The 14,624-nt window shown below is 64.6% G+C and carries 17 protein-coding genes; 5 read left to right on the plus strand and 12 right to left on the minus strand.

Annotated features, from left to right (window positions below):
• The first annotated feature begins 17 nt into the window (after positions 1–17).
• The 4 genes from MF134_RS10970 (at position 18) to MF134_RS10985 (ending at position 1,932) form a co-directional block, all read left to right on the plus strand.
• A complete protein-coding gene (locus MF134_RS10970) occupies positions 18–404 on the plus strand; it encodes a hypothetical protein (protein ID WP_255339493.1) in 387 nt (128 codons plus the stop codon).
• A gap of 83 nt (positions 405–487) precedes the next feature.
• Positions 488–1,021, plus strand: a complete 534-nt coding sequence (locus MF134_RS10975; protein ID WP_255339494.1) for a rod-binding protein — start codon at positions 488–490, stop codon at positions 1,019–1,021.
• Between the two features lie 90 nt (positions 1,022–1,111).
• Positions 1,112–1,456 (plus strand): hypothetical protein, encoded by a 345-nt coding sequence (locus tag MF134_RS10980; protein WP_255339495.1) that lies wholly within the window; start codon positions 1,112–1,114, stop codon positions 1,454–1,456.
• A 5-nt stretch (positions 1,457–1,461) separates the two neighbouring features.
• The gene (locus MF134_RS10985; protein ID WP_255339496.1) at positions 1,462–1,932 is read left to right on the plus strand and encodes a hypothetical protein; all 471 of its coding nucleotides are present in this window, start codon (positions 1,462–1,464) and stop codon (positions 1,930–1,932) included.
• Between the two features lie 19 nt (positions 1,933–1,951).
• Here the strand turns inward: MF134_RS10985 and MF134_RS10990 are convergent, their stop codons facing one another.
• Positions 1,952–2,296, minus strand: a complete 345-nt coding sequence (locus tag MF134_RS10990; RefSeq protein WP_255339497.1) for a hypothetical protein — start codon at positions 2,294–2,296, stop codon at positions 1,952–1,954.
• A gap of 202 nt (positions 2,297–2,498) precedes the next feature.
• Between MF134_RS10990 and MF134_RS10995 the strand changes: the two genes are divergently transcribed.
• Positions 2,499–3,008: a hypothetical protein gene (locus MF134_RS10995; RefSeq protein WP_255339498.1), complete on the plus strand. Its 510-nt coding sequence runs from the start codon at positions 2,499–2,501 to the stop codon at positions 3,006–3,008.
• A gap of 51 nt (positions 3,009–3,059) precedes the next feature.
• Here the strand turns inward: MF134_RS10995 and MF134_RS11000 are convergent, their stop codons facing one another.
• The 11 genes from MF134_RS11000 to MF134_RS11050 form a co-directional block, all read right to left on the minus strand.
• The gene (locus MF134_RS11000; RefSeq protein ID WP_255339499.1) at positions 3,060–3,371 is read right to left on the minus strand and encodes a polyhydroxyalkanoic acid system family protein; all 312 of its coding nucleotides are present in this window, start codon (positions 3,369–3,371) and stop codon (positions 3,060–3,062) included.
• A gap of 168 nt (positions 3,372–3,539) precedes the next feature.
• Positions 3,540–4,667 (minus strand): DUF1513 domain-containing protein, encoded by a 1,128-nt coding sequence (locus MF134_RS11005; protein WP_255339500.1) that lies wholly within the window; start codon positions 4,665–4,667, stop codon positions 3,540–3,542.
• 48 nt (positions 4,668–4,715) lie between these two features.
• Complete coding sequence (locus MF134_RS11010; protein WP_255339501.1) at positions 4,716–5,795, minus strand: imelysin family protein; 1,080 nt, start codon at positions 5,793–5,795, stop codon at positions 4,716–4,718.
• 269 nt (positions 5,796–6,064) lie between these two features.
• Positions 6,065–7,594, minus strand: coding sequence for a di-heme oxidoreductase family protein (locus MF134_RS11015; RefSeq protein ID WP_255339502.1), 1,530 nt, complete (start codon positions 7,592–7,594; stop codon positions 6,065–6,067).
• Positions 7,595–7,714: 120 nt separating this feature from the next.
• Positions 7,715–9,001, minus strand: a complete 1,287-nt coding sequence (locus MF134_RS11020; protein WP_255339503.1) for an imelysin family protein — start codon at positions 8,999–9,001, stop codon at positions 7,715–7,717.
• A gap of 412 nt (positions 9,002–9,413) precedes the next feature.
• The gene (locus tag MF134_RS11025) at positions 9,414–10,682 is read right to left on the minus strand and encodes an MSMEG_0569 family flavin-dependent oxidoreductase (protein ID WP_255339504.1); all 1,269 of its coding nucleotides are present in this window, start codon (positions 10,680–10,682) and stop codon (positions 9,414–9,416) included.
• 10 nt (positions 10,683–10,692) lie between these two features.
• Positions 10,693–10,980 carry an MSMEG_0570 family nitrogen starvation response protein gene (locus tag MF134_RS11030; RefSeq protein ID WP_255339505.1) on the minus strand — a complete coding sequence of 96 codons (288 nt, stop codon included), beginning with the start codon at positions 10,978–10,980 and terminating at the stop codon, positions 10,693–10,695.
• Positions 10,973–11,947, minus strand: a complete 975-nt coding sequence (locus tag MF134_RS11035) for a sll0787 family AIR synthase-like protein (protein ID WP_255339506.1) — start codon at positions 11,945–11,947, stop codon at positions 10,973–10,975. Before MF134_RS11035 ends, MF134_RS11030 begins: the two co-directional genes overlap by 8 nt.
• Before the next feature lie 7 nt (positions 11,948–11,954).
• Complete coding sequence (locus tag MF134_RS11040; RefSeq protein WP_255339507.1) at positions 11,955–12,521, minus strand: MSMEG_0567/Sll0786 family nitrogen starvation N-acetyltransferase; 567 nt, start codon at positions 12,519–12,521, stop codon at positions 11,955–11,957.
• Positions 12,518–13,621, minus strand: coding sequence for an MSMEG_0568 family radical SAM protein (locus tag MF134_RS11045; protein ID WP_255339508.1), 1,104 nt, complete (start codon positions 13,619–13,621; stop codon positions 12,518–12,520). Before MF134_RS11045 ends, MF134_RS11040 begins: the two co-directional genes overlap by 4 nt.
• A complete protein-coding gene (locus MF134_RS11050) occupies positions 13,614–14,612 on the minus strand; it encodes a Nit6803 family nitrilase (protein ID WP_255339509.1) in 999 nt (332 codons plus the stop codon). The genes MF134_RS11045 and MF134_RS11050 overlap by 8 nt, the downstream gene beginning before the upstream one ends.
• Between the last annotated feature and the right edge of the window lie 12 nt (positions 14,613–14,624).

The raw sequence follows: 14,624 nt of genomic DNA on the forward strand, positions 1-14,624 counted from the left end.
GCGATGCGAAAGGTCGAATGAAGCGCCTGGAGCGCATTCTCAAGGTCCAGGCGCAGAAGCGCCTTCTGGAAGAATGGCGGATCGGCCAGTTGCGCGAGCAGCGCGTCGCCCTCGACAAGAGTGATGGCGAACTCCTGTCGAGCCTAGGAGCCGAGAACGCACTGCACGGCCTGTTCATCTCCGCCAAGGTCAGCAATCTCAGGCGAAACGATGCGGAACGAAAGACGCTGACTCACCAGGAGGCGGAAGCCGAAGAGCGTCTGCGCGCCGTGCGCCGGGTCGAAAAGAGCATCGAGAAGACGCGGGACCGAACACGCCGCCAGGCCGACTCCGAGGCCGAAGCCGGCGAACGGGATGCGGCGATCGATGCCTTCCTCGCCCGCACCGCATCAAGCTTCGAATAAGCCCGCCGGACTAGAACCGATCCGACAAGGGCGCACGCTCTGACCGGCATTCTCCAACTTTCTCGCGGCTTCAAGAACAGACCATGACGATCTCTTCGATCTCCGCGCTCAACCCCGCTCTTCTGGCTCGCGCGCAGCAGGCCGAGCCGGCTTCGAAGCCTGCGGCGGCGGGAAAGACCGAAGCGTCATCGGCGACTTCGGGTGCGTTTACGGACGAACTGGAGACGGTCGCCGCGAGTCAGAACGACTCGCCCCGCGCCACGGACATGCCGAAAGAGATCCGGCCACTGGTCAAGCACGAGGCGCGCAAGGTTTCGCCCCTGGAGCAGTTCGAAGGCTTCGTCCTGCGGAATTTCGTGGAAACGATGCTGCCGAGCACGGAAGGCGAATTCTTCGGCCAGGGAACGGCTGGTGAGATCTGGCGCTCGATGCTGGCCGAGGAGATCGGCAAGGAGATTGCGCAGGGCGGCGGGATCGGCATCGCCGACATGATCGGAGAGAAGAAAGGTCTGGCCAATCAGTTCGAGGCGGAGCGCGCCGCGCGAGATGGCCTTTCGAACCTCGCCGCAAGGGACGACGAAACGCTCGCAGCCGCGGCGAAGACATCGGGCAGGTAACATCAGGCCCGCGCGCCGGGCCGCAGAGATATCATTGATCGGGCTGGGTGACGCGGGCTGCGTCCGGCGCCATCGGAGAGGACGGCAATCATGTATCAAGCGATCGACAAGGCAGCCGAACGCCTCGAGACGATCCTGGCGATCGAGATCGACGCGCTGCGCGGGAAGTCGAGCGAGTCCCTTTCGGAGATCACCTCGCGGAAGAACCATTGCCTTCTCGAACTCAGCCGGTTGTCGCGGGCCTTCGCCAAGACCGAACCCGAGCCGGAGGTGAAGTCGCGTCTGGGCAAACTCAAGAAGGCGCTCGAGGAAAACCAGCGGGTTCTTGATCTCCACGTCAAGGCGAGCCATCATATCGCCGACGTGATCGCCGGAACGATCGCTGCGGCTGAATCCGACGGCACCTACAGCTCGACCATTGGCCGCAGGGGCTGAGCGCCGTGATCAAGCTCATCGCCGTGGGAGTGTGGGCGGCGATCGTCGCCCTCGGCTCCAGCTATGTGATGGCCTCGGTCTTCGCCCCCGAGCCGGTCGCCGAGGCCGAGAAGGAACCGACCTATTTCGAAGGTCTGGACTATCGCAGCACCGACAGCGTTACCATTCCGATGATCTCGGACCAGGCGATCCAAGGCTACATCCTGGCGCGCTTCGTCTACACGATCGACGGCAAGGTCGGGAATTCCCTGAAGGTTCCGCCGGATCCGTTCATTCTCGACGAGGTCTTCCGAAGGCTCTATTCCGCCGACAATTTCGATTTCGATCATCCCGAGAAGTTCGATCTGACGGAGCTGACGACTTCGATCAAGGAATCCGTCAACAAGCGCTACGAACAGGAACTCGTCCACGAACTGCTCGTCGAACAGTTCGACTACATCGCCAAGAAGGAAGCCCGCGGCGGCAAGGGCGGCTAGGCGAGGGTGTGTTTTCGGGTTACCCGGACACGGCGTAGTAGCGTCCGGTCAGTCGAAGCATGTCGGCGTGCGTCGGAGCAAGTTCCTGGCCGACGAACCGGACCCCGATTTCGCGGCCTTCGGACCATATGATGGCGGCTTGAAGGAACTTTCGCTCCACTTCGTCGAGCACCAGGATGCGTGTCGGGAGCCGGCAGTCGGAAAACCGCCGGATCCTGGCGCCGCCGGCGGAGCGATCCACCAGTGTTCCCTCGTCGAGGAACCGGCGCGAGGGGCCTGCGATCTTGACGGGCCGCAATCGCGTGCGACGACGCGCTGCAATCCGGCTTTCGGCTTTGCCGTGACTGACGAGACCTTCTGTCATGAGCGGCCGTCCTAGCCATGAAAAGCTTCAACATAAGGAAACTTCTTTGAAAAAGCTTTTCCGGCGTTCGGCAAATTGCGGACAGTTGCTCGCGGCCCCGCAAGGCGCAGCGACAAAAGATTAACCACCGGCTGCCATTCTCCCCGACGTCGGAGCCGACAATTCTCGCTCCGGCGCGTCACTTGTCGCTTCGGGGCCCTTCATGCCGAGTACTCAAGCCAATGCCGGTCTCAAGCCGAGGTCTGCACCGACCGCTTCCGAGATCGAGGCCGCCAACAATTCGGATCGCGTCGTCAAGGTCTTGTCCTTCGGGCTGTTCCTGTTCTCGACGACCTTCTTCACCGCGGTGACGTTCATCTCCTACACCAATCCGGGTTACTTCGACCGGCTGCTGATTCAGAAGATGGTCGAAGTGGAAATCGACCCGATCGCGGTCGGCTCGACGGCAAAGGCGTCGTCCGAAGAAGCCGCGCCGGTCGAAGCCATGCCGGTTGCCAAACTGGTGAGGCCGCGCGAACTCAAGCCCCAGGACTTCTCGATCGTGATGGTCTTCGGCGACGAAGCGCATCTGGCTTCGCCCGGAGAACTCTGGCGCGTTCAGGTGGGCTCCACCGTCCCGGGCCTGGGCGAAATCCTCGAGATCGAACCCGGCGAGAACGGCGGAACGGTCAAGGCCGAGAAGGCGACGCTGATGGGCATGCCGCAGCAATAGCGCCTTTCAGCCCGGCCAGGCGAGCCGGCGGCTCTGCCGCCACCGGGCTCCTTACTTCTTCTGCAGCAACAGGTGGCCTTCCTTTTCCAGGCGGCCCTTCAGCTTTCCGGCGATCGCAGCGAGGAAGCTCGGCAGATCGATCTCGACGTGAACGTTCTCGTCCAGAACGTCGAGGCGACCGGTGACGGTCTGGCCCATGACGCGGGCGCGAAAGTCGAGATGGTCGCCCGTCCACACATCGTCGAACTTCACCATGCCGCCCAGCACGTCCTGCCGCAGCTTGGCAAAGCCGCCTTCGATGCGCTGCCGCGCGGTCTCGCGCGTCAGTTTGTGGGGAATGTCGACCTTCACCGTTTCGGCCATCAGCTTCTCCTGAAATCCTGTGTTTCAGGCATATGGAGATCGACCGGGCCTGCCGCAATATCGTCTTTTGGGCCGGAGAGGTAGGACATCAGCGCGGCCCGACTGTCAGCACGAAGGCGTGGCGTTCAGCCGTGTCGCATCTGAAGATCGGCGGCGTGCAGTGGGGCGTCACCCGAGGGCGAGGATGTGATTGTCCCATTGCAGTTCCGCATGCGCTGGTCGGTCGTCTTCCTCCAGTCGCAGCACGCTGCCTTCGCCATTCGTGGCGAGGAACCCCGCGCCGTCCGGTGCCAGGCCGCAGCCGTCCGTCAGAGAGAGGCGGCGCAGGACGTTGCCGGTCGCAGCGTCCAGAATGAGGACCGAATCGCCCACCGGTGAAGAGACTGCGATCCGCTCTCCGTCGCGGCTTGCCGCGACTGAGCCGATGTAGTTCGCGAGCGATGCGAGATCGTCTGGCCGCAGCTCGGTCAGGGAGAGGGGGTTTCCGGGCTCGGCAAAGCCGACCAGCGGCGGCGCGTCGGACGCGGCGCCCTGATACTGCCCGCCGAACCAGACGCGGCGTTTTCCGTCGATCGCGATGTGATGGAGCGAAAGCTTGTGGATGTCCTGCGAGACCGGGATCCTGTCGATCAGATCGCCGCTCCTGCGGTCGAGAAAGACGATCGCCGGTTCCATGGTCGGCAAGTTCAGGATCTGCCGGCCGTAGTCGGGATGGGTTTCGAGGCCGCCATTGGCGAGCACGATGGTCTCGCCGTCCGGCATCAGCAGCGCTTCATGGGTGTCCATGCCGTGGGCGTCGACTTCGCCGATCCGGCGAAACCCGGCGGCAACGTCGTAGACGGCGATGAGCCCGCGAGCGGCGTCGTAGTCATGTTCGGTCGCATACATCAGCCGGCCATCCGGCGAAAAGAAGCCGTGGCCGAAATAATGCCGACCTTCAGGAGACGAAAGCGTCTGAAGTGTCTCGCCGCTCAACGGATCGAAGATGATGGCAAAGGTGCGCGGACGGCGGGCAAAGGCAACGGCCCGTCGAGAGATAGGGTCAAAGGCGACATCGTGGCCGCGATCCGGCAAGGTGACCGAGGAGACGACTTCGCCCCGATCGGAGAAGATCGCGCAGCCGAAACTGCCATCCCGGCGCATGCAGGAAGCCGCAAAGAGGCCCTCGGCGCGCTCCAGCGCCTCGGCCTCGCGCGGCGCGAGGCCCGTGCAGAACAGGGCGCCGGCTCCTGCAAGAAAACTCCGGCGCTCGATCATCGGGCCGTGGGAATGAGCCGCGCCCGCAAGAGGTTTCATCGGTCGGTTCCTGAACATTTCTCGTGAGAACTGCGTGCGTTCGAATTATCAGTCGCCATCGAGGGCCGAAAAGCCCGCCGAGAGGCCGAGAGTCGGCGAGAGCTGGTTGGCGAACTGGCTTTGCAGGCTGTCCGTGACGATCAGGAGATAGGTGAGATTCTGTCGCTTTTCCGGCGTGGTGACGACTTCGCTCAGAGGTGGAGCCAGCTTTTCGAAGGTGGTCGCGGCATTGGCGAATTCGAACAGGATCGAGTCCTTGAGATAGGCCTGTTGCTCCGGCAGCAGCGAGGCGACGTTTGAGGCCACGAACAAGTCCTTCATGCCGGCAAAATTCGCTTCGAGCGATGCGAGTGACAGGTCGGCGCGGTGGAACAGGAAGAGCTTGGGTCTCGCCCTTTCGGCCGTCTCTCCGAGGGGCGGCGTCAGACGCAGGTCGCGGACCGCCTCGAACCCGTTGATGAAGATGCCGACGATCTCCTTGAGCGAATCGTCGGCGCTGCGATAGGCGGGATCATCGGATTTTGGCTGCGTCAGTCGGGCGACCACGCCTTCGTCGTTGTTTGCCCAGCCGGCTTCGACGGCTGCGGCGATCGTCGCGAGATTGCCCGCGATCGCCTGGCCATACTGGCAGCGGAACGCGGCCTCGCCGGTCGCCAGCGTCTCCGCGTCGCTGCCGAACAAGACGAATCCCAACGCACCGAGCCCCTGGACCGCGACCGATTTGTCGGCCAGGGATTCGGCCGTCGCGGCGCTTTTGTCGTCATTGCCGAGGATGCCCTGGACCTGCCTGAGCCCGATGCCGCGGCGATCGGGGAAGAACAGGATGCGGTCGATCCGGTTGTCTTCCATGATCGGGCCGAAACGCACGAATTCGATGCGCGACCAGGTGTCGACCAGTTCGGCGAAGCTCTGGCGGGCGTTGTCGAGATTGCTCTCGCCCGGCGCCGCGCAGAGCGCCTCCATCGCGATCAGACTTTCGTCGGCGGCCTCGGAGAACGCCGCGTAGCCCGGGCGGATCGCCCCATCGATCGCGTTCTGGACGACCTGGAGTTTTTCCTCGGCGGTCGCGGTGCTGGGATCGGGTGGACCGTCTTCCTGGGCGACGGCGCCGACAGCACCGAGGAGCAAGGCCAATCCAGTGAAGATGCCGCGAACGCTAACGGCGAGATATCCGCGAGTTTGCCGGTGCCGCGGATGGGGCGACTGTCGGTCACCCCCCTCTGTCACTTCGTGACATCTCCCCCGCAAGGGCGGAGAGTGGGGAGAGCCAGCTTCCGTAAAGGCCTTTCTCCCCCCTTGTGGGGGAGATGCCCGGCAGGGCAGAGGGGGGTAGCCGTGCATGGCATTACGCATTTGGCCGCTCGTGCGGCCCCACTGATGGCGTCCAAAAAAATCCATCACAGCGACTCCAGAAAGGCCTGCAGGGCTTCGCGATCGGCCTTGTCCATGGCGGCATAGGCGTCGCGCGAGGCTTCGGCTTCGCCGCCATGCCAGAGGATCGCCTCGGTCAGATTGCGCGCCCGCCCGTCATGCAGGAAGAGGGTGTGGCCGTTGACCGTCTCGGTCAGCCCGATACCCCAAAGCGGCTGCGTGCGCCACTCCCGGCCCGAGGCGTCTCCTACCGGACGGTTGTCGGCCAGTCCTTCGCCCATGTCGTGCAGGAGGAAGTCCGAATAGGGCCAGATGAGCTGAAAGGCCTGGGCCTTGTCGGGCGCGTCGCGCGACGTCACGAATTTCGGCGTGTGGCACGATGCGCAGCCCGCCGAATAGAACATTTCCTTGCCGCGCAGGACTGTCTCGTCGCCGACGTCGCGGCGGGCGGGAACAGCGAGGTTGCGCGAGTAGAAAGTCACGAGGTCGAGGATCGGGTCGGGCGCTTCCACTTCGCCGAGCCTTTCCTGGACGCCCGACGGCGCATCGCGGCAGACGGTCTGGGCGATCGAGCATTCGCCAAAGGCATCGGTGACAAGCGGCGTCGAAATGCCGATATCGCCGGCAAAGGCTTCCGCCGACTGGACCTTGATCGAGGGTGTCGTCGCCTTCCAGCCGAAACGGCCGAGAACCAGTTCGCCGGTCTCCGGTTCGCGCGCCATCGAAGGCTTGCCGGAGATCCCGTCGCCATCGGCGTCGTTCGGGTCGGCCAGGGCGAGGATATCGGCCGGCTCGATCTGCTCGACGAGGCCGAGCCCGATCATCGGCGGCGCGACGCGCGGCGACAGCATGACGTCTTCGGCCATCGCGCCATAGCCGAGATCGGCGACCGAATAGGTCGGATGGCGCAGATTGACCACCGTCCCGTCGCCGAGCGTGACCGGCTTTTCCTCATACTCGATGACCATCCGGCCTTCGGGTTCGAGGCCCGACACGGCGAAATTCTGAAGCTGCCCGCCATAGGTCGGCTCGGGGATGCGGGTGAATTCGCGGCTGGCGAGCTTGGCGCGCTCCTCTTCCGTCTTCGGCGGAACCGACAGCCGCAGGAACATCGACGAGGCGGTCTCGCCCGGCGCCGGCGGATGGCCGCGTCCGTCCTTCAGATGGCAGGCCTGGCAAGAGCGCGCATTGTAAAGCGGCCCCAGCCCGTCGGACGCCTCGGTGGATGAGGGGGCGGAGACCCAGAGCTTGCGAAACAACGCATTGCCGAGCTTGAACTGATCCTCGCCGGCAAATGTCTGATTGGCGGAGACATGGCTGAAGGAGTCACGGTTCACGAGCTTGGTCGAGGTCGCGGCCCCGGCCTGCATGGTCTCGAACTTCTCCGGCTTGGAAAAATCCGTCGTCGGCTCGGTGACGGCGCGGACCCTGGCAAGGTCCTTGTCGGTCAGATCGGCGCGGACCGGGTTGTCCACGCCGAGTGCCGCTGAAATGGGGATCGCCGCCGGCAGGGCGATCGCGGTGGCAAAAAGAGCCAGTCTCGTGGCGAAACGCATTTCGCCTCTCCGTTCTTGCGACAGAAACGCGGAAGGGCCGCGAAGCGACCCTGTCCTTACATGTTCGTGACAGGCGAGGGCGACCCCGAAAACGAAGCGGCCGCCCCCTATGCCCGCGGCTTATTGAAACACGGCGTCGGTGTTGTCGAGGCTGTCGGAGCCTTCGATCGTGACATTGCCGAGATCGAGTGCGGCCACCGCCCGCTCGATGGTCCGCGTCTGCTTCACCAGTGCGTCGATGGCGGCCTGGACGCGGGCATTGCCCTCGTCATTGCCTTCGCCGATCTGCTGGTCGTAGGCCTCACCATTTTCCACGGCATCGGCGACGGCCTGAAGTTCTTCAACGCTCGCGTTGAGATCGGCCTTCAGCTCCTCGTCGACGTCCGGCGCCTCGGCGGCGACCAGATCGGCAATCGCGGGGCCTTCGACGATCGAACCGTCGATCCGCTCGTAGGTGCCGGTATAGACGTTGCGGATGCCGATCGCGTCGTGAAGATGCGAGATGTGCGTATTGTCGGAAAAGCAGTCGTGCTCTTCCTCCGGATCGTGCAGCAGGAGGCCGAGCTTCATGCGCTCGCCGGCGAGTTCGCCATAGGAGAGCGAGCCCATGCCGGTCAGGATGGCCGAAAGGCCCGCCTTCGGATCGTCGAGCAGCGCCTTGCGCGCGGCGCCGTCCTCTTCCCAGTTCGCCACCATCTCTTCGAGATCGGTGACCAGAAGGTCGGTCGCGGCATCGAGATATTCGCCGCGGCGGTCGCAGTTGCCGTTGGTGCAGTCTTCACCGCTGGCGTAGTCAGTGTAGGGACGATCACCGGCCCCGGCATCGGTGCCGTTCAGATCCTGACCCCAGAGCAGGAACTCGATCGCATGGTAGCCCGTCGCGACATTCGCCTCGATGCCGCCGGCTTCCTGCAGCTTGTCCTGAAGCAAATCGGGCGTGATCGTCGACACGTTGACCGTCTCGCCGCCGACCGTGATCGACTCGTTGGCGATGACATTGGCGGTGTAGAGGTTGTTCTGATCGGATTCGGAGCCGTAGCTGCCATCGACATAGTCGATAAGGCCCTCGTCCAGCGGCCAAGCGTTGACCCGACCTTCCCAGTCGTCGACGATGGCGTTGCCAAACCGGAAGGCTTCCGTCTCCTGATAGCTCGGTCGCGAATCCTTCCAGGCTTCGCGGGCCGCCTGCATCGTTTCTTCGCTCGGATCGGCAATCAGCTTGTCGGTGGCCTCGTCCAAGGCCTTGGCCTTCGCCAGCGCATCCTCGTAGCCGGCAAGGGCGATGTCCGAATAGGTGTTCAGGACGGCTTCAGGCGTCGGCGCGTCGGCCGCGCCGGCATTCGCCGCAATCATGGCGGCAGAAGCGGTGGTCAGGGCAAGAGCGGCCCGGCGAGCAAATCTGGTCATGGGGCGGAGTTCCTCCTCGATCATGGCGGATCAGCGGCTTTGCAATGGAGCGAACGCACTCGGCGGTGGCGCTCGGTTGGTCTTGGCTATGCCCCTGGTTCCCCGCTGTCAACGTCGTAAGGGAAGATTAGAAACAGTCCAGTCTATGATGAGATAATGTAGAATTATTCAAAAATGGAAGCGTTCTAAATAAATCCGCTTCGACTGTTCTTTTGAAAAAGAGGGCAAGCTGCCGGACTCGTTGGTCCGGGTCAGGCAGGGCACAGGCATGCGTTCCGCATCCGGCGCCCTGGATTTGACGCGTCGGGCCATGACCAAAGGAGCGATACGAATTTCGTCAACTCGCGCGGCGCGTGAGCGAGTTCCAAATTCGGCATTGTCACGCAGTCTGCCGAATTTGGGAGGAGAGCCGCTAAGCTTGTTCTGCGACCGGCTGGTGGGCGTGGAGCCTTGAAATCTCGCCGGCAAGAAAGCGGCTGTCCTCGTCGATGCCGAGGAAGCGGCCGGAGCCCCAGGTGTTCAGCCAGCCGAGACCGATGAAATAGAAGCCGGGGACCGCGGTCACGCCGCGATCATAGACCGGCTTGCCGCGTTCGTCGAAGACGTCGACGTCGATCCAGGAATAGTCCGGCCGGAAGCCGATCGACCAGACGATCGAGGTAATCCCCTCTGCCGCCGCGTCGATCTCGGTCACCTCGCGCTCGGGTCGCCAGACCTTCACGAAGGGCGGCTCTTCGGGCGCGTCGATCCCCTCCTTCGCGATATAGGCGTCGATCTGATCGCGGATTCCGACATAGCTCTTGTCGGCATCGTCGAGGTTTTTGTCGAGGTCGGGCAGGAAGCGGATTGTCTGCCACTCCATGTCGGCCAGCGAGCCATAGAGCGAGACATCGTCTTCGAGCGCGAAGCGGCGCAGATCGATCTCCTTGCCGCCGTCGCGGCCGGACATGTAGTGGTTCGTCTGCGTCAGCGCCTTGACCGGGTCGGGATGCTCACGGATCGTGATGTCGTAGTGGCCCATATCATAGAGCCAGTCGGTCGCATCGCGGCCGCGATACTTTCGCGGGGAACGGGGTGCGGGGCCGACGGCCAGATGCACCTTGCGGCCATCGCGGACGAGGTCTTCCATGATCTGCACCCCCGACTGGCCTGTGCCGACCACGAGCGTCGCGCCCTCGGGCAGTTGCGAGGGGCGGCGATAGTCCCGGGAATGGAGCTGGGTGATCGACGGATCCAGCCGATCCGCATAGGGCGGGACGATCGGCTGATCGTAGCCGCCCGTGGCGATCACCACCTGATCGCAACTCCACGTGCCTTCTGGTGTTTTGACTGAATACCAATCAGTATGGCGAGTGATGCGATTGACCACGACGCCTTCGCTCAAAGGCGGATCGAAGCTCGCCGCGAAGGCTTCGGCATAGGCGACGATCTCATCCTTCAGCATGAAGCCGTCGGGATCGTCGCCGGAATAAGGGTGGCCCGGGAGCCGGCACTGCCAGTTGGGCGTGACGAGGCAAAAGGAATCCCAGCGGTTTTCGCGCCAGGAGTGGAAGCGACGATGGCGCTCGAAAACCCGGTGCTCGATACCGGCGCGGGTCAAATAATAGCTCACCGAGAGGCCGGCCTGACCGCCGCCGACAATGATCACGGGCACATGGCGCCGATGCGGTGTGTGGGACATGGTCCGTCTCCTATCCGTCGACCACGAGGCAGGTGACCGCAGCGTCCTCGTCGCCGGCGAATTGGTTGGCGCGGAATTCGATCCGGGCGAGTTGGCTCATCGCCGAAGAGCAGGCAAATCCGTATTTCGCGGCAACCCGGTTCGAGGCTTCGTTGAGGCCTGTGCGTGCTCGTTCCAGAAAGTCGGGCAGTGGATAGGTCTCGCCGGCGGAGACAAAATTCTTGATCGCCGTCGAGGGCGAATAGCAGCTTTCCTCCAGCCCGTCGGGCCAGCGGAGCGTGAAACGCACTTCAGGCATAGGCAGGCTCCTCGTTTGCGCTGCGCAGATAGGCCTCGCTTCCGTGGTTCCAGAACAGGCCCGAGCGTTTCCCGAAGCTGAGCGTCACCGCGCTCGAGGCGTTCACCGCGCCAATCGGCGCGGCCCAGATCGATCGCTCGGCAAAGCGGTCGGAGACGGCTTCGACGTGCGCCGGCTTGACGGAGAGCAGGAAGCCGAAGCTCGGAAAGGAGACGAGCCAGCGTTCGGGCGCGACGCCGTCGGGTGGCGCGATCCTGTCGAGAGCGATGTCGATGCCGACGCCGGAGCACTCCGCCAGCATCAGGGCCGTGCCGGTGATCCCGCTCTGGCTGATGTCCTTGCCGGCCGACACGAGCCCCTCCTCGGCAAGCGCCGGCAGCAGCGCGAGATCGCCGCGCAGCCGCTCCGGCGGCGTGTCGAGGGCCGCACAGAAATTGTCGTAGTTCCGATAGGCGCCCCGCTGGTCGATCGCGGCGACGAGAACGTCACCGGGGCTGGCGTCGAAGCTTGTGATCAGTGCCTTTGCGCGGCCGAAAACGGTCAGGGCGAGGCCGAGATCCGGGCTGCCATAGTTGGTATGCCCGCCGACGATCGGGACGCCGTAGCTTTCCGCCGCGGCCTTCATTCCCGCCGCGAGCGGCGCAGCGGCCTCTGCCGAGGGCGCCCAGATCTGATCGACCAAGGCGATGGAGCGGCCGCCCATCGCCGCAATGTCGGAGAGGTTGACCATCACGCCGCACCAGCCGGCGAACCAGGGATCGTCGGCCACGAAAGCGGGGATGAAGCCTTCGCCGGCAAGCAGGTCATAGCCGCCTTCGCGCGGCAGGATGGCCGCGTCGTCGCCCGGCCGCCCGGTGCTCGCAAAACTGAGGCCAAGCTGCTCCGTCGCCCGGCCGATCGCCAGCTTGCCGCGCACCGAGGGGTGCTGGCGCAGACGTTCGGCCAAGGCCACCGGATCGACCGTCATCGGGATATCACCAAGCGACCGTGACCGGCTGCGGCGTCTGGCGCTTGGCGAGCGTCAGAAAACCGGCTTCCGGATCGGCGATCGGCGGATAGGCGCGAAGATCGGCCTGCATGCGGGCATGCGGCGCGCCATGGAGGTCCACTTCCTCTTCGAGCGCCCAGTGGAGCTTCTGGAAGAGCGGCACGTTCTGCGCCTGCACATGGGCAAGGAAGGTATGGCAGCCGCGGCCATTGGCCGTGGAGACTGCCAGCCGGATCAGCTCCTTGCCGAGCCGGCTGGTGTGGCGGAAGCGGCTGTCGACGGCGAGGCGCGAGCCCCACCACAGCCCCGGCTCGGCTTCGTGAATGCGCACCGTGCCGACGACCTCGTCGGCCTCATGGGCGTAGGTGGAAAGGGCGACCAGCGTCGTCGCATCCGCGTCGATCGCGTCGCGGTCATGCCCCTCGAAGAGCTTCTGTTCGTCGACGAAGACCCGGTGCCGGAGCGCCGCCGCACCCGCATGTTCCCAGGGCGCGCTCGCCGCGCGGATGAAATAGCCGGGGCAGAGGAAGACCGAATGATCGATGGCGTTCATGCCGGCACCTTCAGCTTTTCGTAGGTCGAGAGCGCTGAACAGGCGCCGCAGCGCCCGCAGCCCGCCTTGATGTCTTCCGAGCGCATGCCCGCGGCGACGATCATCTCGCCGAGCGGCCGCAGGATCGAGGCCATGAAGGCGGTGCTCGGCGCCGGATGGCTTTCGAGCGGCGTGCCCGAGATCGGCACGAAGGGCACGACGAAGGGATAGACGCCCAGACGGCAGAGCCTGTCGCCCATGGCGAGAATGTCTTCCGCGCTGTCGCCGAGTCCGGCGAGGATGTAGGTCGAGACCTGGCCGCGCCCGAAGATTTTCACTGCCGCCTCGAAGCTGGAGAAATACTTCTCCAGCGGCACGCTGGCCTTGCCTGGCATGACCCGCGCGCGGACCTCAGGGGTGACCGCTTCCAGATGCATGCCGAGGGAATCGGCGCCAGCCTCCTTCATGCGTCGGTGCCAGACATCGTCCTCCGGCGGTTCGCATTGGACCTGGATCGGCAGATCGACCGCCGCCTTCACCGCCGCCGCGCTTTCGGCCAGAATCGCCGCGCCCCGATCCTTGCCGGCGGGCGTGCCCGTGGTCATCACCATATGCTTGACGCCGTCGAGCTCGACGGCGGCCTTGGCGACTTCGGCGAGCTGTTCCGGCGTCTTGTGGGCAATGGTGCGGCCGGCGGCAAGCGACTGACCGATCGAGCAGAACTGGCAGGTCTTCTTGCGGCTTTCGTAGCGAATGCAGGTCTGGAGCACCGTCGTCGCCAGCACGTCGCGCGAATGCAGAACCGCGATCTTGTTGTAGGGGATGCCCTCGGCGGTCGACAGATCGTAGAAGCGTGGCCGCGAGGGAAAGCGGATCTTCGCCACTTCCGCCCCATCCCGCAGGACCCGCGAGGCTCCCGTCGGATCCGGAGCCTCGACGAGATAGGGGCTTTCGAAGGCGGGGGCGGTGTGGACCGGCACCATCACCGTCGTCTTGCCGATCGTCACCGCCTTGTGGTCGGACGGACCCGCACCGCCGCGCCGGCTCTCATGGCCGACGCGCGGGTCGACCAGCCGCATGCCGCGGGTCTGCAGGTCGTTGATCAGTTCGGATTCAGACATTCTCGGCTGTCTCCGTTGTGCTTTCCACCGGCGCGATCATCGGCTCCTCGTCGGGTCCGGGCTGCACCGGATGAACGGGTTGGGCGGGTCGCCTGTCGTGGACGAGGGAGAGAAGCTCCGGCCGCGAATAATGGCCGACGGAATCCATCATGCGCTTGCGCTTGGTGATCAGGCGCATGTCGAGATCGGCGATCAGGATGCCTTCGCCCTCGGTGATCGGGGGCGCGAGGTGGCGGCCTTCCGGCGAGACGATGCAGGTCATGCAGCCGTCGCGGAGGCCCTTCTGGAGCTTCGGATCGGGGTGGATCTCGGCGATCTGCTCTTCCGTGAGCCAGCCGGTGGCGTTGACGACGAAGCAGCCCGATTCCAGCGCGTGGTGGCGCATGGTCACCTCGATCTGCTCGCCGAAGACCGGGCCGACCAGACTGCCGGGAAAATGGCTCGCATGGATTTCCTCATGCTGCGCCATCAGCGCGTAGCGGGCGAGGGGATTGTAATGCTCCCAGCAGGCGAGCGCGCCGACGCGCCCGACCTTGGTGTCGACCACCTTCAGCCCGGCGCCGTCGCCCTGACCCCAGACCATGCGCTCATGATAGGTCGGCGTGATCTTGCGGCGCTTGAGCTTCAGCGTGCCATCGGCATCGAAGACGAGCTGGGCGTTGTAGAGCGAGCCGTGATCGCGCTCGTTGACGCCGAGCACGATGACGATGCCGCGCCGCCTTGCCGCTTCCGAGACCGCGTCCGTCTCGGGCGAGGGGACGACGACGGCCTCCTCATAGAGCTTCAGATGCGGGGCGCCCTGCTGGACCGGCGGCAGGACGAAGGAGAAATAGGGATAATAGGGGACGAAGGTCTCGGGAAAGACGATGAGCTCGGCGCCCTTCTCGGCCGCCTCGGCGATCGCGTTCAACACGCGCTCGACCGTGCCGGATCGGCCGGAGAGATCGGGGGCGATCTGGACGGCCGCCGCTCGGACGGTGTCGGTTCGCATGGCGTGCTCCGC

Source organism: Jiella marina, from assembly GCF_024359545.1.
Classification (GTDB): domain Bacteria; phylum Pseudomonadota; class Alphaproteobacteria; order Rhizobiales; family Rhizobiaceae; genus Jiella.